Source organism: Corynebacterium sp. HMSC036D03 (assembly GCF_001836185.1).
GTDB lineage: Bacteria > Actinomycetota > Actinomycetes > Mycobacteriales > Mycobacteriaceae > Corynebacterium > Corynebacterium simulans.
The window spans coordinates 25649-52436 of record NZ_KV827769.1 but is presented as its reverse complement, the minus strand read 5'-3'; the positions used below and the strand labels follow the sequence as shown (position 1 = coordinate 52436).

18 protein-coding genes and 1 tRNA gene are annotated in these 26788 nt (G+C 59.8%); 2 read left to right on the top strand and 17 right to left on the bottom strand.

Features of this window, described 5'->3' with window-relative positions; all coding sequences use genetic code 11:
* Positions 1 to 24: 24 nt before the first annotated feature.
* Together HMPREF2692_RS12335 and gluQRS are read right to left on the bottom strand one after the other, a co-directional pair.
* On the bottom strand, positions 25 to 1581 hold the full coding sequence (locus tag HMPREF2692_RS12335; protein WP_061920089.1) for a cation:proton antiporter: 1557 nt from the start codon (positions 1579 to 1581) through the stop codon (positions 25 to 27).
* Positions 1582 to 1652: 71 nt separating this feature from the next.
* A complete protein-coding gene (gene gluQRS, locus HMPREF2692_RS12330) occupies positions 1653 to 2597 on the bottom strand; it encodes a tRNA glutamyl-Q(34) synthetase GluQRS (protein WP_061920087.1) in 945 nt (314 codons plus the stop codon).
* A gap of 52 nt (positions 2598 to 2649) precedes the next feature.
* Between gluQRS and HMPREF2692_RS12325 the strand changes: the two genes are divergently transcribed.
* A complete protein-coding gene (locus HMPREF2692_RS12325; RefSeq protein WP_061920085.1) occupies positions 2650 to 4059 on the top strand; it encodes a hypothetical protein in 1410 nt (469 codons plus the stop codon).
* On the opposite strand, the gene HMPREF2692_RS12320 is transcribed toward HMPREF2692_RS12325, so the two are convergent.
* From HMPREF2692_RS12320 to HMPREF2692_RS13460, 9 genes are all read right to left on the bottom strand, one after another.
* Entirely contained in the window at positions 4046 to 4576 is a 531-nt protein-coding gene (locus HMPREF2692_RS12320; RefSeq protein ID WP_235590978.1) for a hypothetical protein, read from the bottom strand. The genes HMPREF2692_RS12325 and HMPREF2692_RS12320 overlap by 14 nt on opposite strands.
* Complete coding sequence (locus HMPREF2692_RS12315; RefSeq protein WP_061920082.1) at positions 4573 to 5586, bottom strand: TRAFAC clade GTPase domain-containing protein; 1014 nt, start codon at positions 5584 to 5586, stop codon at positions 4573 to 4575. Before HMPREF2692_RS12315 ends, HMPREF2692_RS12320 begins: the two co-directional genes overlap by 4 nt.
* Positions 5586 to 6545: an apurinic/apyrimidinic endonuclease family protein gene (locus HMPREF2692_RS12310; protein WP_061920080.1), complete on the bottom strand. Its 960-nt coding sequence runs from the start codon at positions 6543 to 6545 to the stop codon at positions 5586 to 5588. The genes HMPREF2692_RS12315 and HMPREF2692_RS12310 overlap by 1 nt, the downstream gene beginning before the upstream one ends.
* Before the next feature lie 5 nt (positions 6546 to 6550).
* Positions 6551 to 8098, bottom strand: a complete 1548-nt coding sequence (locus HMPREF2692_RS12305; RefSeq protein WP_070823728.1) for a GAP1-N2 domain-containing protein — start codon at positions 8096 to 8098, stop codon at positions 6551 to 6553.
* Positions 8098 to 10338 carry a SaeA-related protein gene (locus tag HMPREF2692_RS12300; RefSeq protein WP_070823726.1) on the bottom strand — a complete coding sequence of 747 codons (2241 nt, stop codon included), beginning with the start codon at positions 10336 to 10338 and terminating at the stop codon, positions 8098 to 8100. Before HMPREF2692_RS12300 ends, HMPREF2692_RS12305 begins: the two co-directional genes overlap by 1 nt.
* Before the next feature lie 14 nt (positions 10339 to 10352).
* Positions 10353 to 13214, bottom strand: coding sequence for a hypothetical protein (locus HMPREF2692_RS12295; protein ID WP_061920073.1), 2862 nt, complete (start codon positions 13212 to 13214; stop codon positions 10353 to 10355).
* Positions 13214 to 16885 (bottom strand): tubulin-like doman-containing protein, encoded by a 3672-nt coding sequence (locus HMPREF2692_RS12290; protein WP_070433389.1) that lies wholly within the window; start codon positions 16883 to 16885, stop codon positions 13214 to 13216. Before HMPREF2692_RS12290 ends, HMPREF2692_RS12295 begins: the two co-directional genes overlap by 1 nt.
* A 72-nt stretch (positions 16886 to 16957) precedes the next feature.
* Positions 16958 to 19831: a VWA domain-containing protein gene (locus tag HMPREF2692_RS12285; RefSeq protein WP_061920069.1), complete on the bottom strand. Its 2874-nt coding sequence runs from the start codon at positions 19829 to 19831 to the stop codon at positions 16958 to 16960.
* Positions 19831 to 20430 (bottom strand): hypothetical protein, encoded by a 600-nt coding sequence (locus HMPREF2692_RS13460; protein WP_235590977.1) that lies wholly within the window; start codon positions 20428 to 20430, stop codon positions 19831 to 19833. The genes HMPREF2692_RS12285 and HMPREF2692_RS13460 overlap by 1 nt, the downstream gene beginning before the upstream one ends.
* Before the next feature lie 319 nt (positions 20431 to 20749).
* Here HMPREF2692_RS13460 and HMPREF2692_RS12275 point away from each other — a divergent pair, with 319 nt between their 5' ends.
* Positions 20750 to 21448 (top strand): queuosine precursor transporter, encoded by a 699-nt coding sequence (locus HMPREF2692_RS12275; protein WP_062042664.1) that lies wholly within the window; start codon positions 20750 to 20752, stop codon positions 21446 to 21448.
* A 168-nt stretch (positions 21449 to 21616) separates the two neighbouring features.
* Here HMPREF2692_RS12275 and tgt read toward each other — a convergent pair whose 3' ends face one another.
* The 6 genes from tgt to HMPREF2692_RS12245 form a co-directional block, all read right to left on the bottom strand.
* Positions 21617 to 22909 (bottom strand): tRNA guanosine(34) transglycosylase Tgt, encoded by a 1293-nt coding sequence (gene tgt, locus HMPREF2692_RS12270; RefSeq protein ID WP_070433387.1) that lies wholly within the window; start codon positions 22907 to 22909, stop codon positions 21617 to 21619.
* Positions 22910 to 22914: 5 nt separating this feature from the next.
* Positions 22915 to 25317 carry an MMPL family transporter gene (locus HMPREF2692_RS12265; protein ID WP_070433386.1) on the bottom strand — a complete coding sequence of 801 codons (2403 nt, stop codon included), beginning with the start codon at positions 25315 to 25317 and terminating at the stop codon, positions 22915 to 22917.
* Between the two features lie 110 nt (positions 25318 to 25427).
* Positions 25428 to 25518, bottom strand: a tRNA-Ser gene (locus HMPREF2692_RS12260).
* A gap of 48 nt (positions 25519 to 25566) precedes the next feature.
* The gene (locus HMPREF2692_RS12255; protein WP_061920058.1) at positions 25567 to 25767 is read right to left on the bottom strand and encodes a CsbD family protein; all 201 of its coding nucleotides are present in this window, start codon (positions 25765 to 25767) and stop codon (positions 25567 to 25569) included.
* Positions 25768 to 25811: 44 nt separating this feature from the next.
* Complete coding sequence (locus tag HMPREF2692_RS12250) at positions 25812 to 26243, bottom strand: nucleoside deaminase (protein ID WP_046645837.1); 432 nt, start codon at positions 26241 to 26243, stop codon at positions 25812 to 25814.
* Positions 26244 to 26274: 31 nt separating this feature from the next.
* Positions 26275 to 26754, bottom strand: coding sequence for a tRNA adenosine deaminase-associated protein (locus HMPREF2692_RS12245; protein WP_062042667.1), 480 nt, complete (start codon positions 26752 to 26754; stop codon positions 26275 to 26277).
* Between the last annotated feature and the right edge of the window lie 34 nt (positions 26755 to 26788).

Sequence of the window (26788 nt, the reverse complement as noted above, 5' to 3'; positions counted from 1 at the left end):
GTTTTTACTCCTTGCGGCCCCAGCCTAGTGGGCCTTGGTTCCCAGGGTCATGCGGTCTACTTCCTCGAGTACTTCATCCACGATCATCGGGTTGAAGTTGCGGTCACGGCGCAGGCGAAGCAGCTCCTGTTGGGCGCCTGCCAAGGCAACCCGGCGCGCCGCCAGCGCGACGTCGCGAGCTTTGATCGCCTTTTGCAGACGGGTGCTGGCATCGTCGCCGTCCTCGTCTTCACCAAGGCGATCCTCAAACCACTGCGAGATATTGGCGGCAATCTCTGGGTCCAATTCTTTGTATTTCCTCCGCATCGAAGCCACGCCAGCTTTGCGCGCACGCTTGGTGATTTCCGCGCGCATTTTGTCAGAAGCTGCCTGTGAATACGTGGTCAGATCCAGCTGACGCATGAGCCACGGCAGCAGGAGACCTGGCAGCACCATGGTCATCACCAGAACGGTCAGCGCGATAACGGAAAGTTCATCACTATAGGCAATGGCATCGCTCGGTATGGACAAAACCAGCGCGAGGGTGACCAGGCCACGCATGCCTGACCAAGCCATAAGCAGCACTTCCTGTAAGCGCAGCGGTGCAAGGCGTGGCTTTCCGCGCCGCAGATTGATGCGGTAGAAAAGCCACATCCATAGCAGCCGAACTACAAAGGCCACGAGGGAAAGCAGCACGCCAACGATGATCGAATGCCCCAGGTTGGTGCCCGCCTCGTGTACCGCACTGTTAACGGTCATGCCGATAAGGCCAAAGGCCACGCCCGTAAACAGCAGCTCGATGGTCTCCCAGAAGGATTGGCCGGAAAGACGGTCTTCGGCCTGAATCGGCGCGCGCGAATGCAGCTCCACCGCGGCGATAACGACTGCGATAACGCCAGAAGCATGGAGTTCTTCCGCAACTACATAGACGGCGAAGGGAATCACCCAGGTAAGCGCATTGCGGGCAACCACTTCATGAACTCGCGCGATGAACATGGAGGCAAGGCGTCCGCTGCCCCAGCCCAGCACACCCGCCACTGCTGCCGAGTAGAGGAAGTTCAAGATAGCATTCCCCCAGGTCATGGTGGAATCATCGGTCACCGCCACGAGTGCGAGGTGGAAAGCCACAATCGATGCCGCGTCGTTGAACAGGCCTTCAGTCTGCAGCGTGGAAATAATGCGGCGCGGGATACCCGCGGGCTCAGCCACTGCTTCCACCGCAACTGGGTCAGGCGGCGCGATAGCAGCGCCGATGAGAATCGCACCCGCCAGGCTGACTCCAGGCAAGAAGGCATAGGCAGTCATGCCCACAGTCAGCGTGGTGGCAACCACCAAGAGCACGGACAAGCTCAAGATAGTCACCCATTGCTCGCGGATTACACCCCAGGAAGTTCTACGCGCCAGTGCCCACAGCAAAGGCGGCAGGAAGACGGGCAGGATGAGATCGGTTGGAATCTCAAAGTCCGGCAGCCTCGGAATGAACATGGACAAGGCCGCCAGAATGGAAAGCAAAGCCGGCCAGGGAAGCCCGGTCTTATCCCCGACTGCCACCACAATCACGGTCAACAACATCAAACCAATGAGTACTAGCAGTACTTCCACAAAACTCACTCCACATACGCGCCGACTCTGCCCCTTGTAGCTTTACCCTTTAAACAATAGTCTGGCCGGTATTAGTCCTGTGCGGCACCTCGGCACCCATCGCTCCACTCATAAGGCTGAGTGCTCAGCGCCTCCGGCTGAAACTTTTCCAGTAGCTCGTGAGCGCTTGCTGCCGTATAGCCCAGCGAATGCGCCATCTGCCCCACCACCTGCTCCGGGGTATAAAACTCCAGCAACTGGCGCAGCGTTACCGCACCATCCCGTTTGGACAAGCGCTTGCCTTCCGCGTTGAGAACCAAGGGAACGTGAACAAACTCTGGCGCCGGCTGGCCCAGCAAGCTCGCGAGATAAGCCTGCCGCGGGGCGGAGCTCAACAAATCATCGCCGCGGACTACCTGGTCGACTCCTTGGTAGATATCGTCTACCACCACCGCCAAGTTATAAGCCCAGTCCGTCTTTGGATTATCAATATCGGTAACCTGGCCGCCGCGCCGCAAGATGAAATCGTCGACGTCGCCTGTGTAATTGCCATGCAGCTTGTCCTGGATGGTGAACTGATTTGTTTCCGCACGCAGCCGCAGCGATGGCACGCGGCTTTGCGCGGCAAGCTCGCCGCGTTTTTGCGCTTTGGTTCCCTCATCAAGATAGCGGCAGGTGCCCGGATACTGCCCGGGGATGGCATGCGGGGCGCGCGCGGCTTCCTGAATGTCTTTGCGCGAACAGAAGCACTCATAGTACGGCAGCTTCTCCAAGGCCGCGCTGTAGGCGGCTTCCCTATCCTGCTGGTAGATGACCTCGCCATCCCAGTCGATTCCGAGCGTGGCCAGATCTTCCAATTGGCGCTGCGCTGCATCAAGCGAGGAGCGCTGCTTATCGATGTCCTCGATTCGCACCACAAAGCGCCGCCCTGAAGAACGCGCAAAAAGCCATGCCAGAAGGGCTGTGCGGAGGTTTCCGAAGTGGAGATCCCCCGAAGGGCTCGGGGCGTAGCGTCCAGCGTGGGTGTGAGAATCCATGGAATCTAGTGTACGAGCGAAATTTATATGTTCCTGCACTAAAATCTGCCCCATGCCTACCGATGTGACTTACCCTATTCTCGATGCTCAACGTGCCACCGCGCTTTTGGATATTGCGAAAAGCTACGACAACGACACCGCTTTTCCCGCAGCGGAATTAAAGGAAATCGGCGCACTTTTAAGCCAAGTCATCGGTGACGATAAATTCGTGGGCTCAGCTGAGGACGTAACGCCTACCGCTGACCTGCTCAATGCATTCATGCTCCTGCTTATCTGGCAGGACCCGTCCTCTCCCGCAGCGGCCCAGTCCGCGCTGCACATCGCAAGCCTCGGCGCCTTAGCTGGTAATCCGACCATCACCAGCCGCGGCTTTAGGCTCGCGTCCCGTTACTACGATGCTCTGCAAGACTCCGAGAAGGCATGGGCATACGCCAAGAAAGCTGCCCAGGCAGGAGACGACGCCCAACTGATAAAGCTGCAGAACATCGCCGAGCAAGAGCGCGCCGCCGAGGAAGCATTAGCCGCCCAGCAAGCACAAGCAGCCGAAGCAGAAGAAACAGCAGAGCTAGAGCCAGAAGAACCGGAAGAGCGCGAGCGAACCGGCACCCTCGAAGAGCAGCTAAACGAGCTGCGTGACCGCCTCGAGATTGCCAAGCGTGAGAACGTCAAAGAGCACAGCGAGGAATTCGTCGACATCAACCGCCAAGTCCAGCTCGCTGCGTTCAGCGAGGAAGACTCGCTTCCGGCTTCCCCGGTCAGCGCGGTGCCGAACCCAAACTCCGCCCTCGCGAAGGCGCTGTCTATCCTCCTCGAATCCGCTGTCGGCGCGCTGTGGGCGTGCCCTTCCTTTGCGACGCGCAGCCACGTGGCGAACAAGAGCAACGAGATCCTGCGCAAGTACCACCTCAGCCCCGAATATGCCACGCTGCCTGCGGGAATGCTGGCACGCTTTTACGCTGATGCGGCCGGAAACAATACCGATACCACGGGCGAAACCGCAGCTGATTTCTACGGCCTTGCGGCTAAGGAATACTCCCGCAACGGCAATGAAGCCCGCGAGCTAGAAATGCTGCTGCGCAAGGTCGAGGTCTTCCTCATCGACAATGACCGCGATGAAGCGCACGACATCTTGGCTTCACGGTACGTCAACGCACTCAAGTACACGGAGCTGCCCATCGCCGCACGCTGGACCGTCTTGTTCTCCGAGACGCTGCGCACGGAGGCAGAAAACATGTTTAAGTCCACCCAGGTCCTGATGGACTTTCTAAGCCGCCACCCCATCGCCTCGGCGCGCAGCCCCCTAGATTTCAACGCCTTGGCTGAAGTCGTTGAGCTCTTGGGGGATCGCTATACCTCCGCGAACGATACTGTCACCGCACGTGAGAAGTACCGCGTGGCCTATGAGCTGTTTAATACGGCGAACAATCAGGAGGCACTCGCGGCATTGGCTAAGAAGGCTTAAAGCCGAACCATTCCTTGTTGCCTGGTAGCCACAGCAGCACGATGGTTACCATTGCTGCCAAGGAAATGGGCCAGACATGTGGCAACACGAGCATCAACACCACAATGGCAAGGATGACCGTCAGCCAGATTCGCGCTTTGTGCTGGGCATGCAGCGTATAGACCATGAGCACGCACAGCGCGAGCACCACGAGTGAAAGCCCCACGCCCAGCTCAGTGGCTAGGCGCTCGATGCGGTTCAAGTGTTCGGGAACGCGCTCGGAGGCCACGAGCTCGAATACGTAGTAGACGATGTAGGCCGAGATTCCCAGCACAAAAAGCGCAGCGATCTGTAGCGCCCACGGCGCCCGCCAGGCGGACATATCGGCGGCCCGGCGCGCCGCCTTCTGTTGGTCTGCAACCTGCCCATAGCGGTAGTCACTGACCGGCATCGCTGGGGAACCAAACTGTGCTCCGCCAGCACCGCTTTGGGAAGGAACCCCAAATTGCTGGTTTCCGTTGGGCGTACCGAAGGTCACTGGACATCCTTTCCAAATACGCCGTAGCCGCTAAGCAGCGTACGGATTGGGTCCAGCACGCGGAAAGGTGCGATGCCACTGCGTGCTAGGTGCCGGCCTGTCGGCGCCTCGCCTAGAGCGGAGACCGCGAAGTACCGGTATCCGTTCTTGCTGACGTTGGCGACCATGTTGATGAGGTCGAAGGCTTCCAGGTAGCGCAGCAAGGAGTCCACTTCCTGGTGCAGGACGTAGGAATCGTCGAAGTGGAAGTTCCAGCCGGTATCGCGGCGGAAGGCAGCGCCCGCGTTGCCCATGATCTTGGCCCACGGCGTATTCGGGTTATGCTCCAGTTTCTGCAGCGTATCGAACTTGGAGATGGTAACTGCCAGCGGCGGCGGGCACTCCGTTCCCATCAGCGTGATGAGGTTTTCCAGCACCTGCGTGGGCTCGGCACCGAGCTCACCAAAGTCCGGAACAAGTCCGTGCAGGTAGTCCCGGATTTGTCGCTCACGCAGCGGGTCAAACAGGAAGATAACCAGGTCGGCGTACTTGAAGAAGGACAGCGCCTCGCGGTCTTCTTCCCGCTCCGGCAGGTTCTCCAGGTCCTCGCCGGCAACGTCGCGGAAGACGAGATAATTGGTACGCATTACGCCTTCGGCATCTGGCCAACGGCCCAGATCAAAGATCAGCGGGTCACGCTGATAAGCATCGGTGGCCACGGCGCTCGGGGTGGGCTCCATGCTCTGCATTTCCTTAAAGAGCGGATTTTCGTACTTTTCCGCATAGCGCTGCGCCGTGGATTCATCGGCCGCCAGCACGGAGTGATCGTGCTTGTGCGCAAGCTGCTTGAGCTGCTTGACCATCACTGCGGTATACAGCGACTTGCCGGAGTTACGCGCGCCGGCCATGGCCACGCAGTGGGTCACGGATTCCGTCCAGTCCGGCAACAGCTCGCGGTTGTTATATGGGCTTTCGGTAGCGCCCTTTTCCAGTGGACGGAAAGTCCACGGGCATGCGGCGGTGCTGGTCATTAGTACTCCTCCTTGAGCATCGCTGCCACTTCATCGGATAGGCGCGCAAGATCGCTGTTGAATGCGCTGCGCTGCTTATCGACGTCGTCTCGGTCAATCACCACGAAAGCCACCGGGTGCTCGCCTGCACTTGCGCGAGCGAGTTCAACTTCCTGCTCGGCAATCGGGCTAACCACAATCACCACGGCGGGCTTTTCACCGCTTAGCATCGCGGCAGTAGGGCTGTCGGTTACATAGATAAACAGCGAGGAAGATTCATGTAAGTCATGTCCCTTCCACTGGCGGCGCCCCACGCGGTCAGCACCGGCATCGATAACACCAGTGATAAAGCTCTGCAGCTCGCTTACGGTATGGCCAGCGGTACGTTCCTGCCCATCGGTCGCGGTGAAGTTCGCGAAGGAATCCGCTAGGGCATTGATGTACTTCGCCGCCAGCTCGATAGCACCATCGGAAGTATTGACCTGCATGGAAGCAGAGCTATCGATAACCGCGATGGCATCGGCCAGCTCAGCGTCATCAAGCGCCGCGCGGCGCATCTTAGAGCGGACCTCGCGCGCCGAATCGGTGATTCCTGCACCCTCGGAAGAACCAAAGGCCGAAAGACGCAGCTGCTGGTCCTCAACCTGCAGCTCGGCGAGACGCTCGGGGCTATCTTCCGCGCCGTCGATAAGCACGCGCGGGAAGCTCACGGTGTCCTCACCGTTGCTGATATTCAAACGAATCTCGCTGCGCAAACCAAAGGTGCCGAAGCCCTTCGGGCGCACCTGGATCGTCGCATCCTGTGTAACCGCATGCACGATGAGCAGCAGGTCATCTACGCGGGTGTAATCCACACCCTCGGGCACGATAGCGAGTTCAACCTGCGCGCCACCCGCACCGATTTCGAAAGCCTCGACGCGAATGGTGTCAGTGATTGTAAGGTGACGAGATTCCCCGTCTTTCAAAGTGTATTTAGCCATTGTCTTTAACTTTCCGTGAAACCGTGTGCTCGAATTATTTCTGCAAAAATCTCGCTCAAGTAACGTCCTAATTCACCAGTCGCCGCACTCCGCCGTTCCTCAGGCTGAATAACAGGGGCAAATCTTTCGATAGTGAGTGCACGCGCTTGATCCAGCGACGCCGTGTCGATGCCGCCCAAAGCCTGCGAAACTAGGAAGTTATAATCGGCCGGAAAATACTTCACCCAAGAAGCCAATGCTGCCGCCAGCGCAAAGACCCGCGTTCCCTCGGGGAAGCAGGAAGGATGCAGCAGCGCAAAGTGAATAGCACGCCCCCGATGCTTCTTCAGGTAACCCATCCACCAAGCTGGATCGAAGTCTCGCAGCTGTTCCAGTTCATCTGAGGTAAGCCCCGGAAGGACGGCGTTCGCACCCGGCGCTGCAGGGGCCGCTGCAGCTGCTGCGGTCGGTGCAGGTTCCGTTTGCGCGATGCTTGGCGATGCCCCGTTTACCTCGCCCTGCGGCGCAGATTGCGCACTTTCGCTGAAAGGGTTTACCTGCGACGCAGCCGACAAGTCTGCGGCAGCTGCAGCCGGCGACTCAGCCCATGGCTCGGCCACAGATCGTGCGGGTTCGTCAACAAAAGGCGAGCCCGTCTCTGGCTCTACTGCTGCCGGTGCTGGGGTCGGCGCCGACGCCACTGCCCCGGCGCCCTCATAGGCGCTCAAGTCCGGCAGTGGCTCGCCCAGTTCGAAGATCACCGGATTGCCAGGAATAGCCCGGGCCTTGGTCAGCTCTGCAAGGCGCAACTTTTCGGACTCAGGAACCACCACCATGGTCGAAGTGCCCAGTGGAAGCTCAGCTATAGCGGCTGGCTTTTCAAAGGTAGAGAATCCGAATCCCAGCTCGCCTACCTCGCGGGCTGCGGCAGCAACCCAAAAGGCCGCTTGGTTTTCGGGCGCCACCAAGATGACGAGAGTTTTCTTCTTCGCAGAAAGCACCTTCGCTATCGCTTCTACCAAGCGCGCGTTATAGGCGGCGTCGTTATGCGGCACTACGGACTTGAAAGGCGCTGGCAACGTTGCAGGGCTGCGGAATTCGCCGGCCAAGAAGTCGTCGATAAGCGCGTCACTTGCAAGCGGACCCTTGCGCGAAATTTTTTCCGGGATCTCCACCTTGTCCACTTCAAAGATGGAAAAAGGCGTCGGCACATCCGGCGAATACAGCACGTCCGCCGGTGCGGGCGGCACTCCCCCGTCTGAAACCGCGGTGTAGGTAAAGACGTTGCCGCCGCGGCCCGTGGCGTCGATACCGGCGGGAACGGAGACCATGGTGACCCATTGCTCGCCCTCCTCGGTCAGCGTGAATACCGCAGTGCGGCGCACCAGCTCCGCGCGCTCCTGAGCCGAAGGAAAGTCCGGGATAGGTGCACCGCTGTTCAAGCTCGTTGGGACAAAACTAACCAGCTCCTGCAGCTGCTCCTGGGAAATATCCCCGCTTACTGCGCCTACTCCCCAGCCGCCTGCCCGACCGTTGCCGCGCGAGAAGGATGCAAAACTAAAAGCACCCGCCATTAGTACTGCCCTCCTTGCTGGAAGTTCTGCGCACCATCCTGCGGGGAAGGCAGTGGATCAAAGCGCAGGCGCTGGGCGACGCCGCTTTCTACCACGACCGTCTTATCAGTGGCATTGAACTGCGACGCCGAATCAGAATCGAAGCTGCCCTGCTGGCCAAGGCTGAAGTCTTGGCTGAAGTCAGGGTTGAAAGATTGCGCGGAAAAAGCACCCGTAGCAAAGTCTTCGACCGCAAACAGGCGAACATAGCCGCCGTTCCAGGTTCGCTGGTCTAAGTCCACGATGAAATCAGGCTGCTCAAAAGTGCCCTGGCGCAGGCCCTGGCTGGTGTAGCGGTCCGTGTTCATGCCGGACAGCTTCAACGGCATGCCGTCTTCCGCAAACAGCGGTAGACGCACCGGGTTATAGATCACCTGGCAAGAGAATGGGCGCCTATCGCCCATGTCCAGGCTGGACAGGTACACGCCAAGCTGCCGGGTGTTGAAGTCATAGCGGAAGTCATAAGTAACCGTGCGCAGGCCGGGGTATTCAATGACCTGTTCGCGGGCCTCAGTTCTTTCGCCCGCAAACATGGCAAACGGGCGTAGGCGCACGACGTCACTGTGGCGCTCGAGTTTCAGGCGAATGCCGCCCTGCAACTCGTATTCCTCCTCGCGCACCGTGGTAGTGCCGCTGTTGGTCGTGCACTCCACCATCGTGGCGCCGCGCGGCCAGGTGAAGGAAATCAACTGACTATCCACGCGCTCGATAAGCCGCACTTCATCCTCCCCGATGGGCAGCACACGCTGCAGAACGCGCGACTCACCGACCCATGCGTCGGCCTCGTTGAAGTTGACCGGGGTGACATAAACCTCGTACCAATCAGAAGGCCACGGCATCGTGGTGTTCTGCACGGAATCCGGTGGGGTTGTGCCTCGCGTTTCAGTCACGGCGTCGGCAAACGCGTTTTCCACATAAGACTTATCGATGGCCTTGGTGCGCAGCTCCGGACGTGGGGCGTGCGGGGTCAGATAAATCTTGACTTCGCCCGTCTTCGGCGAGTTCCACTCAATCTCGATGTTGTCGTGGCCATCGGAATTCTCCCGCTCACAGCGCGTAAGCGACATCTTCTCTAGCTCACTGGCTAACTTCACCGAATGCTGCACTACCGTCTCATTCGAGCTGGTCAACCTGCCATCTCGGAACTGCGCCTGGCCGAGCAAGGAGACAACCATGGTCTGGCCCGCCTCCTGCACACGGATGGTGGCCTTACGCCCACTGCTTTCGATGTCCTGCTCAAACCGCGGGGAAAGCAAGTCGCGCTCGGTGTCCTTGCATGCATAAACGACGGCGGCCTCATGGCCCTCCAGCAAGTCCCAAGAGACCTGGATTGCGCCCTTGATGGTGGTCACCTTGACGTTGACCGGCGGAAAGACCACTGCCGTCTCGCCCATAAACAGCGGCTGGCTGCTAATCGCTTCTCCCAGATCGGCTCCTTTATAAGCCCACACCGCATAGTGGCGCAGACCGGCCGCACCCGGATCCATGTCGCGGTAAGCGGTGCCGCGAGTGATCATCAATGTCTCGCCTGCTTCCGGCGAGGCAATCATCTCTCGGTCATCGGCAACGACGCGGTAGAAAACCAGTTCTCCCGGCTGCGCAGAAACCGGCTCCCACCAAATGCGCACCGGGTGGCGAACGTCCGAATTATCCTCTGTCGGCTGCTCGTAGCCATAAGGATCTTCTTCTGCTTCTGCCGCTGCATCGGTGGTTTCCGGGACCTCAACCACAGCGTGCATCTCAGGCACTACCCAACCCTCTGGCTGCTTGCCCTTATAAGGCGCGCTGAATGCATCTGCCGGCAGGTTGGTGTAATCGTCCTCGTTGACCTGGGTACGTACGTTCTCCTTGGCCTTGAGCTTGGCAAGCTCCGCTGCCCAGTCGATGTCCTTGTTACCAGGCTGTGGCGACTGTGGGTCTTCTTTTTTGGGACTCATGTCTTTGATCTCCGAAGTTCCAAAGGAGGATAGGGTGGCGCCCGTTTGGGGCTCCGGAGCAGGCGGCTGCGGGTTGAGATTGGCCGCGTTAAGTTCCGGATGCGCAACGGCGCTGCCGTTGAATACCGCCGCGATTTGTTCTGCAAACTCGCCGTACTGCGGTGCAATGTGCCGACGCACGTCCTCGGCCGAGACCTGCTCCAAATCGTGCAGCGGGAGTAATTGCGAAAGCGGAATATCCGTAATCTTGGGTGATTGCGTCATCTTGGTGATTGCTCCTAGAACGTCTCGTCCAAGTCATCGAGCGACGGCGTCTGGCTGTGGCGGCCAAAGCTAAAGCCGGTGGAACCCTCGCCGGCGCTGTGGCGGCCCGGCTGCACCTGCGAAGCATTGTTGAAAGAGTCCATGTGGTCGGTTTCGTCCAGTCCACTGAGCGCATCTGCGAAGGAAGGTAAAGCAGCTTCCGTCTCCGGCTGCGCTTCCTTTGGCAGCAAGTATTTGAAATCGGTGATGCGGCCGAACTGCACCACGGTCAAAGAACGCGAAAGCTGGCTGGTTAGCGCGGTATTGCTATCGACCTCGATGATGCGAGTGCGGGAAGGATCGATCTCGGTGTATCCATCGGAAGCGCCCAACGTGGTCAGCGATTCATTGCTGAAGGCCTGCATAGCGCCCTTTTCTTCGCTCATACCCGCCATGAACTGCTGGGTGGATTGCTCCTGCCTGCGATTATCGTCCAAGAAGGTCACCTTGGACAGGAACTGCTGCATGCTGCCCGTCATTTGTGGATTGGTAATCGCACTGTGCCAGACCTGCGGCTTCAAATCTCGATCCGCCATCGCTGGGTGATCCAGGTTGCGAGCGATCATGTCCAGCGGCGACTTCGAATACTGGCCGCGCATGCCCCACATGGCGCTCGGCTGGATAGAACCGTTGCCCACCTGGTGACGCTCGAAGACAGAATTCATGTAATCCACGAGCCCACGCAAAGACTTATGAGCCCAGGCCTCAGAGAAAACGTGGGAACGAATTCCCTCGGCCATGCGGCTGGTTTCATCGTCGGTGACCTTTGCCTTGCCGATACGCGCGTTATCCGGCAAGCCGGATTCCGGGGTGCGCAGGTGGTCGCTGGTGGTGGACTTCAAGCCGAATGGCGCATAGATTGCGCGACCCAGAACTGAAGACCAGCTCAGGAACTGACCGTATGCATTGATGTTGCGGTCGATGTCTCCCGCTGCGAGCACGATGTTGCGCGCGGCAATCTCCTGGTTCTGGCGATTGAGCTTTTGCCTTTGCACGTAATCGTAGATTTCGCGCTGCGCCTTGGTGAAGGCAAGCCAGGAACAAACCAGGAACAAGGCGATGGAAACAATGACGCCGAAGGTGGTCCACTTCCAGTCCAGGGTGGGCATGGAATCCCAGATCCGCAAGTCGCTGTTGTAATGCGAGATGCACAGGTAAATGAGCACGAGCAAAATCGCGCCTAGCACGCCCCACATGGCGCGCAGCTTGGTGGTCAGCTTGCGGTTTTCAGCGTTGAAGTCACGCTCGGCAAAGCCCTTGGCTTCCTCGCTGAGCTGGCGGGCGACGTCCTCGAAGTGCGCCTCGCGCTGGCGCGCGGAGTGCAGGCTTGCGGCCAAACCAGAGCCGACCTTCCATGCGAAGGTTTCCTGGTGCTGGTTACGCCATGCCGCGAATTGCTGCTTTTTACGGTTGATCTCAGTGTTTTGTGTGCTCTGGCTAGTCCACTCCAGGTCAGCCGCGAACTTCTCCGCAGCGAGTGGATCGAAAGGTGCAATCGTTGCCTGCGCCTCGTTTTCATAGCCCACCGTGCGGTTCATCAGTGGGTGGAAACCACGGAAGGATTGGCTGACATCGGGCACGGACTGCTTGCCGTGCTGGACAATGAGTACGTCCTGGTTATTGCCCTTCGGCGGGGCGAAGTTGGCGTTTTCCTTCCACTGGCCATCAACTAAGCCCAGCGCAAAGTCATGATAGGCCTCCCACATGCCAGCCAGCTGCGGGGTATCACCAACGTCGAATTGGACCTTCTGGGCTTCATTCAGCGTCCGGTTATTCTTCTGCTGCATCTGTGCGATGGATACAGCATTCTCGCCCTTGCCGGAATGGCCATCCAAAACCACCTCCATGTTGGAATTGCGGCCATAGAGAAGATTCTGCAGGAACGAGGCGGTTGCGCTGTTTACGGCACCGCGCCGGTCGTTGACCCAATCCTGCGGCTTGCCGATGACGGTGGCCCAGTACAGGCGCAGGTTATCGCGCAGCGCAGCCCACGCGCCGATCTTCTGCGTCTTCGGGGTCTCCAGCGGGATTTCCTGGGAAATCAGGCTGCCACCAAAAGCGTGAAAGAGAGTATCCGCGTAGTGCTGCGTAAGCGCGTTCGGATCGGTAGCGTGCTCGGTGTAGCTGGTGTTATTCACGCGGGTACGCGGCAGGCGATTATTCGGATTGAATACTCGGTCCTTGACCTCATTTTCGACCTCGCTGGCATCGATAGTGCGGTGGAAAGCACGCACGAGACGGAAGTTTTCCCAGTTGCCGGTTTCCATCAGCCGGCCCGATTCGGCCTCGAATACAGCTGCCTCCTGCATTCCGCGCCACAGGCCGAAGATGGATGCCACGGCAGGAGCTGCGAACTGTGCCAAGGCAAAGCCATCTTCGCTGCGCATGATGGGGCGAATATGCGAAGCGGAAGGAGTGCCGCCCTCTTCTGGGGAAAGCACCAGGTTCTCCCACACCTGCAGCGGCTCAATGTGTGCCGGCTGCAAAGGCAAGGTGGTCAGCAACAGGCGAACGCGCTGGTTCGAGGCCTGGACGATGCGCGAATCCACGGCCGCCGCCCACCGCGACAAAGCGTCTGGCTGCAAGGAATCACTTTCATCCAGCGTATCGATGACCACGAGGAGCATATCGCCTTCGTGGTTGCGCAGAGACTCGTCGAGAGTGGCAATACGTGGGTTTCCCTCGGCGTCGAAGAAGCGCACTGCGGCTGCCGACGTCGGTTGGGTGTAGTCCACCCACATGAAGTTCTGCAGCAAGCCAACAGCTCGCAGGTCGAAAAGGCGGGAACGAATCTCATCGGCCGTGGCGCCGTGTCCAAAGAACAGTACGTTAGTCATTAGAAGGTGTCATCCAAGTCGGTGAGGTTGAATTCAGGCTCAAAGCGCGGGGTCTGGCTGGAAGAATCCCGGCTCGCGGGAGCCTCAAAAGTATCGGGCGTTTCAGCGACAGTCTTTGCCTGGCCCAGCAAATCGCGGATGCGCTGCGCCATGACGACGACGTCCGGCGCCAGGTCGCGGTAGTACGGCGTAGCGGAGGCGACGTCGCGGCGGCGAATGTTTGCAAATGGCTTGTCATCCATGCCTTGGCCCGGCAGAGAATTCATACCACCCGGAATGAAGTGATCAGCGCCGCGGACGAACTTATCGAGCTCCGCAACGAAGGATTCATAACGATCCTGGATGCTGGAGCCGACGACGCCGCGGCCCGGCACGGTGCCATCACGCAGGAAGGCCGCCAGACGGTGGACCAGTGGGTGCGTCGAAGCACCAGAGTGCGCAAAGTCCTGGCCGTCGTCGTAAAGCCCGCGCAGCAACTGGTACGGGTACAAGGAAGAGGCAAAGCCGTATGCGCCATTCTTTTGTACCTTCGCGTACGCGATGAAGATGGACTCAAGCACGGAAGACATCCAGTCGGACTTCTTAACCATGCGGCGCGGGGAAATCAGCATCGGGTTCGGGAAAGGTACCCAATCGCCTACGCCATTGGCGGTGTCGTCGTAGATATGTGCCGCGGCGTTATCGGAATCCGGGTTGGAGATGTGGATGCGGCCGGTAATGCGGCCGATGATCCAACCTGCAACCATGGCCTGACGCTCGGTCTCAGTCAGCGGCAGTGCCGCCGCGAGCGGACGGGTACGACGCTCCGACCAGTAGGAACCATCGAAGTTTTCTTGCTTATCGATGTCCTCGGCGATGTAGCCGAACATGGAAGAAAATACGATCGGCGAGTAGTTCGGGTAGGAACCGAAGATCTCGATGTGCTGTACCTGCTCGGACATGTTCAGCGAGTTACGCAACGCCACCTGCGATGGCTCGTCAATAGAAGGCGTAGAAAGCAGCTCGCCCAGGCGTGGAACGATGCCGGTTTCTTCGCTGCCCAAAGCCTCGAAAGGAATATCAGAGAAGGAGTAGGTGTACTGCACGTCCTTGCCGTGGATGCGCTGGACCATGTCGCTGGACACGGCAGCCAACGGGCGGGCGTAGCTCAGCGCCAACTGGAAGGCGTTGACGAAGCGGTCAATGCGCTGGGAGTGCTCCACCTCGTTGATATCCGGGGTCAGCATCAGGTAACTGCGCAGATCCACGGAGTTGAACTTGTAGAACTCATAGTCGCGGCGGTTAATCCACGCACGGGAGCGCTCCAGCAGATCTGCCGGGCGAATGCGCGAACGGTACTGTGCGCGCTGGGACTCGCGACGCTCCCCGGTCTGCGGATGCTGCGACAGGTGCTTGGATACCCAACCTGCACGGTTGCTGTATTCATCGTTGGTGCGCTTCTGCGGCGCCAGCGTATCCCGCGGTGCCTTGTTGGCATCCAGCGAATCCCACTCGCCGCGAATGACCGCACGCACCGCGAATGGGTAAGCCTGATCGTAATGTTGCACATCGGCAGTGGACTGCTGGCCCTGAATGGTGCGCAACATCTGGGTTTGGTAGTCGGTGATAAACGCGTTGACGTCGGTCAACATGATTTCGTTTTCCGCGCCCTTGAAGCGGGACTCAACGACCTCGTCTACTTCCTCCGGCCAGGCGTTGACCTCGTTGGTGCGAACGTCTGCCAGCTTGTTGGTCTCCGGGCGTGACTGTGCTGCCTTCTCGAGCACCTTATGGGCGTCGCCAAGCTCACGCTGCAGATGGAAGAGGTTCTCGTCGACGTAATCCTGCAGAACGTCCTGCAGAATATGCGCCGTAGCCAACAGGAAGTAGTGATAGAACTGCTGGTGATAAAGGCCCAGTAGAGCGTTGACAGTCGGCGTTGGATCCGTCATCTGACCCTTGCCGGTCAGCGGGCTAAGGATCGGCTCCGCGCCTTGCGGAAGCGCAAGCACGGCGAAGTTCTGGAAGGAATTAGAGAACTCATTAAGCTGCGGCTGCAGGCGGTCGCCGCTGGCCAAGACGTCCTTGACGCGATCGAGCATCTCGCGAACATAAGGCAGGCCCACTGCCGCCAACTCGCCCTCGACCGTGCTCAAGACCTTGTCTGAGAAGAAGTTAGCGAAGCGATAGGTGGTGTCATACGCCGCCTGTTGGAGCATTCCCGCGATGTACTGCTGGTTCTGTGGATCGCTCAGGTTCTGCATGAGCTCTGCGCGCCACTCGTTAACGTTGCGCCCTTCCCCTACCGGGATGAAATTACGCAGGCTGCGCGCTGCGTTTTCGGCAGCTGGCTGGCCCATGCCGCCGAATACGGTGTTCAGCCAGTTATACGCGGAGTTCGGATCGATAGGTCCGCCCATCGCCCAGCTCGGATCCAACATCATGTCTTGGAAGCGGCCCGGCAGGCGCTCATCAAGGCGCTTTGCAATCTGCATCTCGCCGGCCTCTGGGTTGGCCTTATCGAGATGTCCGTTGAGCAGACGCTCAAAGGAGCTACGGGCCAGGCGCTGCGCGGAATACTCGGCGAAGCGATCGCGGCCCATGGAAATCTGCGCATAACCCAGCGAACCCCACGGCAGGCGAGCCCACGGGGTACCGCCCTGGGACTGATCACGGTCCCAACCGAAGAAACGGCGGCCGCCGTCACCGGATGGGGTGTTGGTCAACGCATAAGAGACCAGGTTGTCAGACGCACGAGTCGAGGCCATCAAACCGGCCAGCGCGCGGCCTAGGCCTCGGTAGATCGACATCGCGGAGCCATCGCCAAAGCGGGAGCCGGTGGTGCCCATCTTGGAACCGATGGGAAAGATTCGGCCAAAAGTCGGGCCCTCTGGCGGGGTGCCCATGTCAAAGGCCTCGAAGATGGCGCGGTCATGCGCAGTGGAGTTACCCATCTGGGATGCAACGACCTCGCCGAACATGGCCAGGGAGTTGGGCCATGCGCCGGCCATGTCTTCAGCCTTGTTGTCGGAGAAGATCTCCGGGGTGTACATGAAGACCAGCGTGCTGGTCGGATCGAGATTCTTGATGGTGGTCAGAACGCGGCAGACATCCAGGAACATCGAAGCGCCTGCGCCGCCTGCCATGGAGGAAACAACCAGCACAACCGGCGCGGAGGAACCAGTATCTGTGCGCTTCTTCGACTGCTTGTAATTGAGCTCGTTGAGCTCCTGGATAGCTTCCTGGGTAAACATCTCAGACACCGCCGCGTTCAATGCGCTGCGGATGTCCTTCAGGTGGCGCAGGGTCAGGATGCGGCCGATGGCGCGGTACTGGCCGGCGCCGTCGGCAAGCTTTGTGTCATTCGATTGCGGCGTACGCGAAGCCCACGTGGCGATCTCGCCCAGCTTGCCGGAGCGGCCCAACGTTTCAGAGATACCAGCATCGAACTGGTTGTAATGCTGGCGTGAGCCGATCCCCACATACTGACCGCCGCTTTGGGTAACGTTCGGCAGCTTCTGCGGGCCGGCCTCCTCTTCGAGGGGCACATCGATGTTCACAAACTGCCACGCCTTGGGCAGCTCGGTGATGTCTGGATCGATGGTTCGCAGCTCCGCCTTGAGCTGGTCCATGATAAAGGCCAAGGTCTTGGCGCCGGAGCCACCGCAGCCAACTACGAGGAACTTCTTCATCTGCTCTTAAAACCTTTCGGGATGTCTCTTTAAGTGTTCAACTTGTGCGTTCTGCTTGCGTTCTGGTTCGGACTAGTTATTTCCGAAGGAAGGCCCCTGCGGCCATCCACCGTTGTTGCCGCGTGGTCCGTTTCCCGGCTGGCCGAAGCCGCCTTGCTGACCGAATCCACCTTGCTGCGGGTTCTGGCGCGGCCCGTTGCCCGGCTGGCCGAAACCGCCCTGGCTACCTGGTTGACCGAAGCCACCTTGGCCACCTGGCTGACCGAAGCCACGCTGCTGACCTGGCTGGCCCGGCTTCTGCAACTGGCCCGGCTGGCCAGGGAACTGCTGCACTGGAGCGTTAGCACCCGGCGCGTTCTGCGGTGCCTGTGCACCTTGTGCGCCTTGCTCTCCCTTCGGGCCCTTCGGAGCCTTAGGCTCCTTCGGCGCGGGGAACTGCACCTGCTCGAAGAGCACCGGTGCGGAGCGGTTGATCTCCTCGGAAAGCTCGTCATACTTTTCGGCATGTGCCATCGTGTCGACCGTCAAAACGATCTCGCCGCGCTCCTTGTCATTCGCGTTGCCCACGAAGAACCAGTTGTTCTGAACTGCCAGCGGCAAGATGGCGCGGCCACCGGATTGCTTGCCCTTGCCGGAGATGGAGCCATCCCTTTCAACTTCCACATGGGCCGCAGTAAATGGGCTAAGGCCCATCTTTACCTTTGCCTCGTACAGGCCCAGATTTGCCCGGCGCGGCGCGGCGTCGACAGGCACTGCGCCCTGGAACTCCTCCTTGGAGACCGCAAACGGCTTGCCGGTATCCGTGCGGATGAGGCTCGTGCCTTCCTTCTTGACCGGAATCGTCTTCGCGAACATGCGCGGGGACTCAGGGATGCGGCCGGAGAACCACTTCATGAAGTAAAGAACCGCCAGCGGAATCAAAAGGCCCAAAAGGACCGCCAGCACGAATGCCAGGCCGAAGGCACTCTTGCTCAAAGGCGTGGTCATCGAGCCCTTCAGCTGCAGCGGCAGCTGCGCTTCCTGATTATCTTCCGCAGACTGCAAGCTCAGCGTTGGCTTGAGCGCCAAAGCGCCGTCTTCCATGTTCTCTGCAGAAAGGGTGATCGGCAGCGTCGCCTCTTCGCCCTCACCAAGCTCGAGCGCGTTATCCGCGGAATCGTGCTTGGACGTAACCTTGAGCGCATCCACGCCCTTCGGCAGCGTGGCCTCGTCAGCGCCGAAGCTTTGCTCCGCCAGCCACACCTTGCCCGGACCAGTTACCGGAACATCAACGGTGACTTCCTTTTCCGTCATCGACACCACCTGTGCCGAGCCGACGGAGGGCATGTTGACCGGGGTAATCGTCAGCGGGGTTTCACTCTTGATGGGGTTGAGCTTGGAGCCCGGCTGATTATCGACGCCCTTCGTGGTGATGTCCACGCTGGTCACCAGCTTGCCCGCGGCAACGTTTTCGACCTTGTCCAACGGGATATCCACCGCGTTGCCGTCCACGATCGGGGCGTTTTCGAGAAGCGTTACTGGCTCGCCCTCTTCGGGGACGAACTCCGCGCGCAGCGTGCCTTGGCCTTCGAGCTTGCGCGGCTCACCGCCGCCGTCGACAAGCTGTGCCTTAATAACTTGGTCGGAGTTGATGCCGCCGCTTAGCTTCTCACCGTTTTCGCGCTGCAGGTTGAGGTTCAGACCCGGAATCATCACCATGGATGCCTGGTACTCGCCCTCGGCGCCGCCCTCCAGCTTGTAGCCAAAGGTCCACTTGCCGGCCCAGCCTTCGCCGCCCTTCTTCATTGCGACGTCGACCATGCCCGGAAGGCGGTCATTGGTGGTGATCTCCACGTCAGCGCCGGCGACCTTCTTGGTATCCGGCTTCAGCTCTACCGTTTGCCCATCAGGACCGGTGAGGGTCGGAATGATCTTGCCTTCTTCTACGCTGGTCTTCGGAACCGCGGACAGGCGGACTGGGTCGACCGAATTATCCAGGAAGAAATCGAATTGCTCGGTGAAAGTGCCTTCCTTGCTCAAGCCACCGGAGGTAGGAATGAGGTTACGGAAAGCTGCAAACAGTGCGGCGGGATCCTCACCGCCGTTGAAGAAGGCGCCGTTGGGTTCGCCTTGGCCACAGCCCTCGCCTTCAGCCAGGTCGGTGAGAAGCTCCGTCTGCTCCTTCGCATCGCGCGCCGGTACGAGACCGACGTTGAAGAGGCGGATATTGGACTGGCGGAATGCGGACACCGTGGAATCCGGGGTGCACAAAATGTTGCGGGCTGCTGCGTTGTCCTTGCCGGTCTCAACGCCCACGTAGGCGCCGTCGGTGAAAAAGACAATGGCGCGGCAATCGCTGCCATCATGATCGCCGAATTCCTTGAGCGCGCCCGAGTAGGCCAAACCGTAGTCGGTTTCTAGATCGGAGGTGCGCTCCTTGTTGCGGAAAGCGTCAATCTCCTTGTCCAAGGCGCCGGCGTTTCCGGAAACATTGGTCCAGCCGCCGTACTCGCCGGCCTCGGAGTAATAGCCTGAACCGAATCCGGCAAGCTTGACATTGATATCCGCGCCGGCGTCCTTGCCTAGGCTGGCCAGCTGATTGACGATGTCCTTGGTGGCATCAACACGGAAGTGGGAGCCATCGGTGGCTGGTTCGCCTTCGTAACCGATGAGGGACTGCGACTGGTCGAGCACGAACAACAGGTCCGCGGATTTCTTATCCGCGATACACGAACTAAAGTCCGCTAGGTTTTTCTGCGAGGCCTCAGAGAGGCTGCTCTCGGAGGCCTGCGGTGCTTTATCCTGTGGAGCTTGTTCTGGTGGGGCTTGTTCTGCCGGCGGGGCCGCCTCGGGCGCTGGTGCTTGCTCAGGCGCTGGCGCATCTTGCGCGGAAGCTCCCAAGGAACCTGCGAAACCGCACAACAGTGCAGTGCTGCTGAGAGCGAGGAGACGATTTAGTTTTCGCATTAGGCGCCCATCACCTTTCCTACGTAGAAGGCGATCTCCACTGCGGAAGCGATCACAAGCAAGAAGCCGCCGATCATGACGAGGCGGTAGACCAGCGTCTGGCGCGTATCCTCAATGTAGAAGCTTTCCGCTTGGCGCCGAGTATTTTGCAGGGTGTATAGGCCAAGGAGCACAAAGGCGACGATGCCGGCAAGCACCCATCCCGCGATGGCCAAGCCAAAGAAAAGGCCTTGGGTTGCAGTGGAGGCCAATGGCGCGGCGATTACCGCGATTAAGGAGAAAATAGCGGCCACACCAGCGGCGATGAGCAAAGGCCACGGCCCCTTGGTGGGTGCGGCTGGGGTGGCAGGGCGCGAGCTGCGCGGCGCGCTGGGCTGCCCGCCTGGTGCGCCAAAACCCTGGCCGCCACCTTGTGCGGGGCCAGCTGCGCCAAACGACGGCGCGCTTCCTCCTGGTTGATTCGGCGAACCGAAGCTAGGGGAACTTGGGAATCCGAACCTCGGGCCGGCTGCATTGTTAGGGCCGTTGTTGGGGCCGCTACCCGCTCCGGGGCGCGGACCACCAAACTGGGGCGATGAGCCAGGCGAACCAAATGTCATAACTAATGACCTTTTCTCAAATAGCGCTCCCCCAGCCAAGAGAGCGGCCAGGGAAACCAAAGGGAACAAAATAGGCACAAGTGTTGCAAGCAAAAGAATGCCATACTTAAGGCCTCATTTCGCCTCTTCCTTGGGATTTACCCTCCACTACCCCAGCGCCACATCGATAATGCCGGATTCAGCTGCACATATCTCGCTGGATCTACCTTGAGGATCATTCCCCAGTCTCCCCTAAGATGTGTGAGCATTTCTGTTTTCTCAGGCCATAAGACAGCGCCATAAGACAACGCCATAAGACGGCATGGCAAGATAACTGCCCATGACAGAAAAATCGGCAACCGCAACCACTTCCAGTGGCGAGAGCATCCGATTCATCCCGGTACAGTCCACGCTGTACCCGTGGCTGGTTACGGTGTTCGTCGTTACGTTCCTCATTTCCAACATCAATGCCACAAAGGGCGTCCAGCTCGGTCCGCTCATCACCGACGGCGCCTTCTTCTTATTCCCGCTGGCTTATATCGCAGGCGACGTCCTGTCCGAATGCTATGGCTTCAAGTCCACGCGGCGGGCGGTCTACATCGGATTCGTCATGGCGATTCTGGCCGCGGTGTGCTTCTATATCGCGATTTGGCTGCCAGCGGCGGATTTCTACGAAGGCCAAGAGGCCTTCGCCGCTACCTTGGGCCTTGTGCCGCAGATCCTCGCCGCTTCCTTGGCAGGCTACTTAGTGGGCCAGCTGCTCAATTCCTTCACGCTGACCCGCATGAAGGCAAAGTCCGGTGAACGTGGACTCATCGGCCGTTTGGTCGCCTCAACCGTCGTGGGCGAGCTCGGCGATACTGTGTTGTTCTGCATCATCGCCGCACCAGTCATCGGCATTTCCACATTCAGCGGCTTTCTCAATTACGTAGTGGTCGGCTTCGTGTGGAAAACCCTCATCGAGGTGGTCATGCTGCCGCTAACCACCATCGTCATCAAGTGGGTTAAATCCCGCGAAGACTACGTTCCCAGCAGCTAACCCACAAATACTCAGCCCTAGAAACCCAGCCCTAGAAACCCAGGGCTGGAACTGCAGCTTCCTGGTGAAAAGGGCGGCGTCGGCAAGCGCGAGAAAAGCCGAACAGGAGGTCTGCAGTTCTAGCCCTGGGTATTTGCGGAAAAGAGGCGGCGAGCGCAGGGAGGTAGCTTACTTGCCGACGTAGTAGCGGCCCATGAACTCGTCGCGGTAGGCCTCGTAGTAGCCGCCGTCGATGGAGGCGCGGATGTTGTCCACCAAGCGGATCATGAAGGTAAGGTTGTGCATGGTGCACAGCGTGCCGGCCAGGAATTCGTTGGCCTTGAGCAGGTGGTGGATGTACGCGCGGGAATAGTTCTCCGAGACGTAGCCGCCGAACTCCTCGTCGATGCCCGTGAAGTCGCGCTTGAAGCGCGCACCCTTGAGGTTCAAGCGGCCATCGAGCGTGTACACGCCGCCGCGGCGGCCCAGGCGGGTCGGCGCAACGCAGTCGAAGGTGTCGGCACCAGCCTCGATCGCGGTAAACAAATCATCGGGCTCGGAAATGCCCAGCAGGTGACGCGGTTTATCCTCAGGAAGCTCGTCGCAGACCCAGCCCACGATGGTGCCCAGGTTCTCCTTCTCCAGCGCGCCGCCGATACCAAAGCCGCCGAAACCGCGCTTGCCGTCCGCCTCGGCAGCCTGGGAAAGCTCCACCAGACCGCGGGTGGCTTGGCGGCGCAGGTCCTCGTACTGCGCGCCCTGGACGACGCCCCATAGGGACTGGCGCGGCTTCTGCGGGCCACGCTCCTCGGTCAGGCGGTGGTGCTCGTCGAGGCAGCGCTGCGCCCAGCGGTGCGTTCGCGCGACGGATTCCTCCTGATAGGCACGGCTATCGATGAGGGTGGTCAGCTCATCAAAGGCGAACATGATGTCAGCACCCAAACCATGCTGAATCTGCATGGAGACCTCCGGGGTAAAGCGGTGCTTCGAGCCATCGATAACAGACTTAAAGTCCACGCCATCCTCGTCGACCTGCGCCATACGCTCCTTCTTGGCCGCGCGGATGTCCTTTTCGGTCAGGTTGGCCGTGTCCATGGCCAGGACCTTCTTGAATCCCACGCCAAGCGACATCACCTGGAATCCGCCGGAGTCCGTGTAGGTGGGGCCATGCCAGTTTTCAAAGGTCGCGACGCCGCCAGCCTCATCCACGATGTCGTGGCCCGGCTGCAGATAAAGGTGATAAGCGTTGGACAAGATAGCCTGCGCGCCCGTCTGGCGGATCTGCTCCGGGGTCAGGGTCTTAACCGTGGCCTTGGTGGCCACGGGGATAAAGGCTGGGGTCTGAATATCCCCGTGCGGTGTATGAATGGTGCCGCTGCGACCATGCTTGCCAGGACCAGCCTGGTCGAGGCGCGTGCGCACGTCGAAGCTCAGGTCAGTCTCTAGCTTGGGTGCAGGAAAAGGCGGCTGTTGCTCGATCATAGAGGCTAGTTTACGTGTTGCGTCGTATCCGCAGATGCGCCGCCATGCTCACGCTCCCACTCTTCTTCCAGAGCTGTGCCTTCGATGTCGAGGGAAGGCATGACCTTATCCATCCACTTTGGCAGCCACCAGGTCGCGCGGCCCAATAGGAACATCGTGGCGGGGACGAGGGACATGCGCACAAGGAAGGCGTCGAAAAGCACGCCTGCGGCAAGGGCGAAACCGAAGATCTGGATAAACGGCAGCGGCTGGTTAATAAACGCCACGAAGACCGAAATCATAATGATGGCTGCGGCCGTGACCACACGCGCGCCTTCGGTAAAGCCCGCGATGGTGGCCTCATCCACGGCGTTGTACTTGGTGCCATTGCCGCGTGGATAACGCGCGATGTGCTCGCGCATGCGGGTAACCAGGAAGACCTGATAATCCATGGCCAAGCCGAAAGTCACGCCGATCAGGAAGATAGGCATGAAGGAAATCAGCGGACCAGGCGCCGGAACCAGGCCGAAGAGGCCGTCCTGCCACACCAGAACCGTAAGGCCGAAGGCCGCGCCCACTGAGAGCAGGAAGCCCAAGCCAGCCACCACGGGGACCAAGACCGAGCGGAAGACTAGGAAGAGCAACAGGATGGCCAAGCCCACCACGATGGCGAGGTAAGGCAGCATGGCAGCCTCCAAGCGCTCAGTAATATCCAGCTGCACGGCGGTCAGGCCAGTCATGCCGATTTCCGCGCCGGTGACCTCGCCCAAGCGCTCGTTCTCTGCACGCAGAGCCGACGCCGTGCCGACGGTCGTGGGATCCGTCGGGCCGGTGGTCGGTGCGACCATGATCTGTGCCGCGGTCTGATCAGAGTTGAGGCCAACGATCTGTGCGTGCTTCACGCCGCCGACCTGGTTAAGCTGCTGGGTCGCGTACATGAAGGAGGCGAAAGTTGCCTTCTTTTGTTGGTCTTCGCCTTCTTGCCCCTGAATCAGCGGCTGGAGAGCCGGCGCGTCTGGGTTGGCTTCCTCACCATTGACGATGACCAGGAATGGACCATTGACGCCTGCGCCGAAGCCTTCGGCCAGCAGGTCCGCGGACTTGCGCTGGGTGGTATCCGGATTCGAGCTGGTATCCGCCGGCAGCGCGAGCTCCATGTCCAACACCGGGGCGCTCAACGCGCCAAGACCCAACACGACCACGGCCATGACCAGGCCCGGGGCCTTCTGCACCGCACGCACCCAGCGGTTGCCCATGGTGGCGCCCTTACGGCGATTGCCCTTCCTATTCGGGTTGCCGGCGATGCCGGGGATTCGACCGGCAAAGGCTTTATCGCCGGCCAGGCCAAGCAGCGCCGGCACCAGGGTCAGCGCGACGAGCACCGCCATGAACACGGTGCCCGCGGCAGCCAAGCCCATGGCGGTGAGGAAGCCAATCTTGGCCACGATGAGGGCGAAGAGCGCCACGAAGACCGTGGCGCCGGCGAAGACCACGGAGGAACCTGCCGTGCCCACCGCCATGCCGGCGGCTTCGGGCCCATCCATCCGCGAGCGCTCCTGGCGGTAGCGCGACATGATAAACAGCGCATAGTCGATGCCCACGGCCAGGCCAATCATGATGGCCAGGACCGGGGTCAAGTTATTGAGCTCAATCCAGTGCGTGGCAATCATGACGCCGAGCGCGCCCAGGCCCACGCCCACGACGGCCGAGATCAGCGGCATGCCCGCCGAAACCAAGGAGCCGAAGGTAAAGATAAGGACGAGGAAGGCCACGCCCAGGCCGATGATCTCCGAGGTGGAGTTGACCTTAATCTCATCGCCAAAGCCCGCGCCGCCGGCCTCGACCGTTAGCCCCTTCTCGCGGCCCAGCTCCATCGCCGCGGTGACGACGTCTTTGTCTTCTTGCTTAACGGTGTAGGAGCTTTCCGCATCGAAGTTGAAGGTGGTATAGGCGATGGTCTCGTCCTCATTAACCATCGCGAGGTTATCCGCATCCTTGCGAGCGGTCTCTTCCGGCAGGCCCATCGAGGTGAATTGTTCGATAACTTGCTGCTGCAAAGCCGGCGATACGTCGAGCGGGTTGCCCCAGCGTTGCTGGTCCTTGATGCCGAGCTCGTTGGTGATCTGATCGACCACCTGCTGCATCGCTTCCTTATTTTGCGGGTCAGAAAGCTTCTGCCCCTCGGGTGCTTGGAAAACCAGGTTCACCGAAGGCGCGCTGGCCAAATTGCCGCTTTCCGGGAAAAGCTCGGCGGCGCGGTGGGTAGCGTCAATCGCCGGCGTGCCCTTGATGGAGTACTCCGAAGTCATGGGCTTCATCAAGGCAATCGTGGCGCCCACAGCGGCCACAAAGATCACAAGCCACGCGATGATCACTTTCCACCTGTTGAGGAAGGACCAGCGCCCAAGACGGTACAAGAGTTTTGCCACAGGAGTTACCTTCTGTCTCGTTGATTAACTTCGCCCAGTCTAGCGGCCAGCCGCTGGCAGCTAAAACAAGAAAAGCCGTGGAGCAATTACTTGCCCCACGGCTTTCGCTATGGCGGTGGCGGCGGGATTTGAACCCGCGGTTGGGGGTTACCCAACATTCGCTTTCGAGGCGAACACCTTCGGCCGCTCGGACACGCCACCGTGGTCTAGGTTACGTGTTGAAGCGCGCGGCACAAAATCCCGCCGGATTTACTTGTCCTTCAGGCCGCCAATAACCTCGTTGGCCTTGTCCTTTACGCCCTCGACAGCGTCAGAGACTTTGTCCTTAGCCTGGGAAGTAACCTGGTCTGCCTTGCCCTCGTTAGCAAGATCCTCGTTGTCGGTTGCGTTTCCCGCAGCTTCCTTTGCCTTACCTACTAGGTCGTCCTTCTTGTTTTCGAAATCACCCATGTTATTTCTCCTTTTTGTTTGCGGTGACCCCATCCTACGCAATGTCAGCGCAGCTCGCCGAAGAAGCCGGTGAGCAGTCCGGCGCATTCTTCCTCGCAAACTCCGGCGCGCACTTCGGGCACGTGCAGGGCACCGGGGGCACGCAGGACATCGACAAGCGAGCCACACGCGCCCGTCTTCGGTTCGAAAGCACCAAAGACCACGGAAGCCACGCGGGCCCCCTGGATAGCCCCGGCACACATCGCGCACGGCTCAAGGGTGACCACAAGTTCGCAGCCTTCTAAGCGCCAGCCATCGCCATGCTTGGCGACGGCCGCGCGAATCGCCTCCACTTCCGCATGTGCGGTGGGATCGCCGCGCTGCTCCCGGCGGTTGACGCCGGTGGAAAGCTCGTTGCCGGCGGCGTCGTAAAGCACCGCTCCTACCGGGATGTCTCCCGCGGGTGTCTGGCGTGCCACCTCGAGCGCGCGGCGCATGCGCGCCTCGGCGCTGGCCAAGCCTTGGGATTTAAGCAATGATCTCTTCGAGCTCGTCACCGAAGCCTAAATCGCCCGCGATGCGCAGGAGCATATCGGAGGGCCAATCTTCGTCATTGTCGATGATGTAGCCCAACTGATCTTCACTGAGCCCAAGATCAGCAAAGATATCGAAGTCGCCGTCGCCATAAGGATCTGGATCCTCGTCGTCGTCATCGATTTCGGGGAAGTCAAGGTCGCGCAGCTCCAGGAAGTCTGCGGCAAAATCATCCTCGTCGGCATATGTGGCGTCAGAGATCAGCATGCGCACATCTCCCGGCACTGGGCGTACGACAACGAAGTATTCATCCTCTACGCACAGCAGCGCGAAGGCCGCGCCCTCGGAGCGCAGCGCGCGCACCGCGCTGATGGAGGTGTTGATGTCCTCGAAGTCGTCATTAAACTCCCGAACCACCCATTGCCCCTCATTGCGGGCAACGGTAACTGCGAAGGAGATGTTGTCATCACTCATACCTCGTGAGATTAGTCGTGTTGTGCCAGAATTG

What these genes read in the sequence shown, in the direction of transcription:
- HMPREF2692_RS12250 (WP_046645837.1), bottom strand. Translation starts at nt 26,243, where the DNA reads ATGCGCCGCGCGCTCGAGGTGGCACGCCAGACACCCGCGGGAGACATC.
- HMPREF2692_RS12315 (WP_061920082.1), bottom strand. Translation starts at nt 5,586, where the DNA reads ATGACCAGCACCGCCGCATGCCCGTGGACTTTCCGTCCACTGGAAAAG.
- HMPREF2692_RS12255 (WP_061920058.1), bottom strand. Translation starts at nt 25,767, where the DNA reads ATGGGTGATTTCGAAAACAAGAAGGACGACCTAGTAGGTAAGGCAAAG.
- HMPREF2692_RS12295 (WP_061920073.1), bottom strand. Translation starts at nt 13,214, where the DNA reads ATGACTAACGTACTGTTCTTTGGACACGGCGCCACGGCCGATGAGATT.
- HMPREF2692_RS12290 (WP_070433389.1), bottom strand. Translation starts at nt 16,885, where the DNA reads ATGAAGAAGTTCCTCGTAGTTGGCTGCGGTGGCTCCGGCGCCAAGACC.
- HMPREF2692_RS12305 (WP_070823728.1), bottom strand. Translation starts at nt 8,098, where the DNA reads ATGGCGGGTGCTTTTAGTTTTGCATCCTTCTCGCGCGGCAACGGTCGG.
- HMPREF2692_RS12245 (WP_062042667.1), bottom strand. Translation starts at nt 26,754, where the DNA reads ATGAGTGATGACAACATCTCCTTCGCAGTTACCGTTGCCCGCAATGAG.
- HMPREF2692_RS12300 (WP_070823726.1), bottom strand. Translation starts at nt 10,338, where the DNA reads ATGACGCAATCACCCAAGATTACGGATATTCCGCTTTCGCAATTACTC.
- HMPREF2692_RS12285 (WP_061920069.1), bottom strand. Translation starts at nt 19,831, where the DNA reads ATGCGAAAACTAAATCGTCTCCTCGCTCTCAGCAGCACTGCACTGTTG.
- HMPREF2692_RS12275 (WP_062042664.1), top strand. Translation starts at nt 20,750, where the DNA reads ATGACAGAAAAATCGGCAACCGCAACCACTTCCAGTGGCGAGAGCATC.
- HMPREF2692_RS12310 (WP_061920080.1), bottom strand. Translation starts at nt 6,545, where the DNA reads ATGGCTAAATACACTTTGAAAGACGGGGAATCTCGTCACCTTACAATC.
- HMPREF2692_RS13460 (WP_235590977.1), bottom strand. Translation starts at nt 20,430, where the DNA reads ATGACATTTGGTTCGCCTGGCTCATCGCCCCAGTTTGGTGGTCCGCGC.
- tgt (WP_070433387.1), bottom strand. Translation starts at nt 22,909, where the DNA reads ATGATCGAGCAACAGCCGCCTTTTCCTGCACCCAAGCTAGAGACTGAC.
- gluQRS (WP_061920087.1), bottom strand. Translation starts at nt 2,597, where the DNA reads ATGGATTCTCACACCCACGCTGGACGCTACGCCCCGAGCCCTTCGGGG.
- HMPREF2692_RS12325 (WP_061920085.1), top strand. Translation starts at nt 2,650, where the DNA reads ATGCCTACCGATGTGACTTACCCTATTCTCGATGCTCAACGTGCCACC.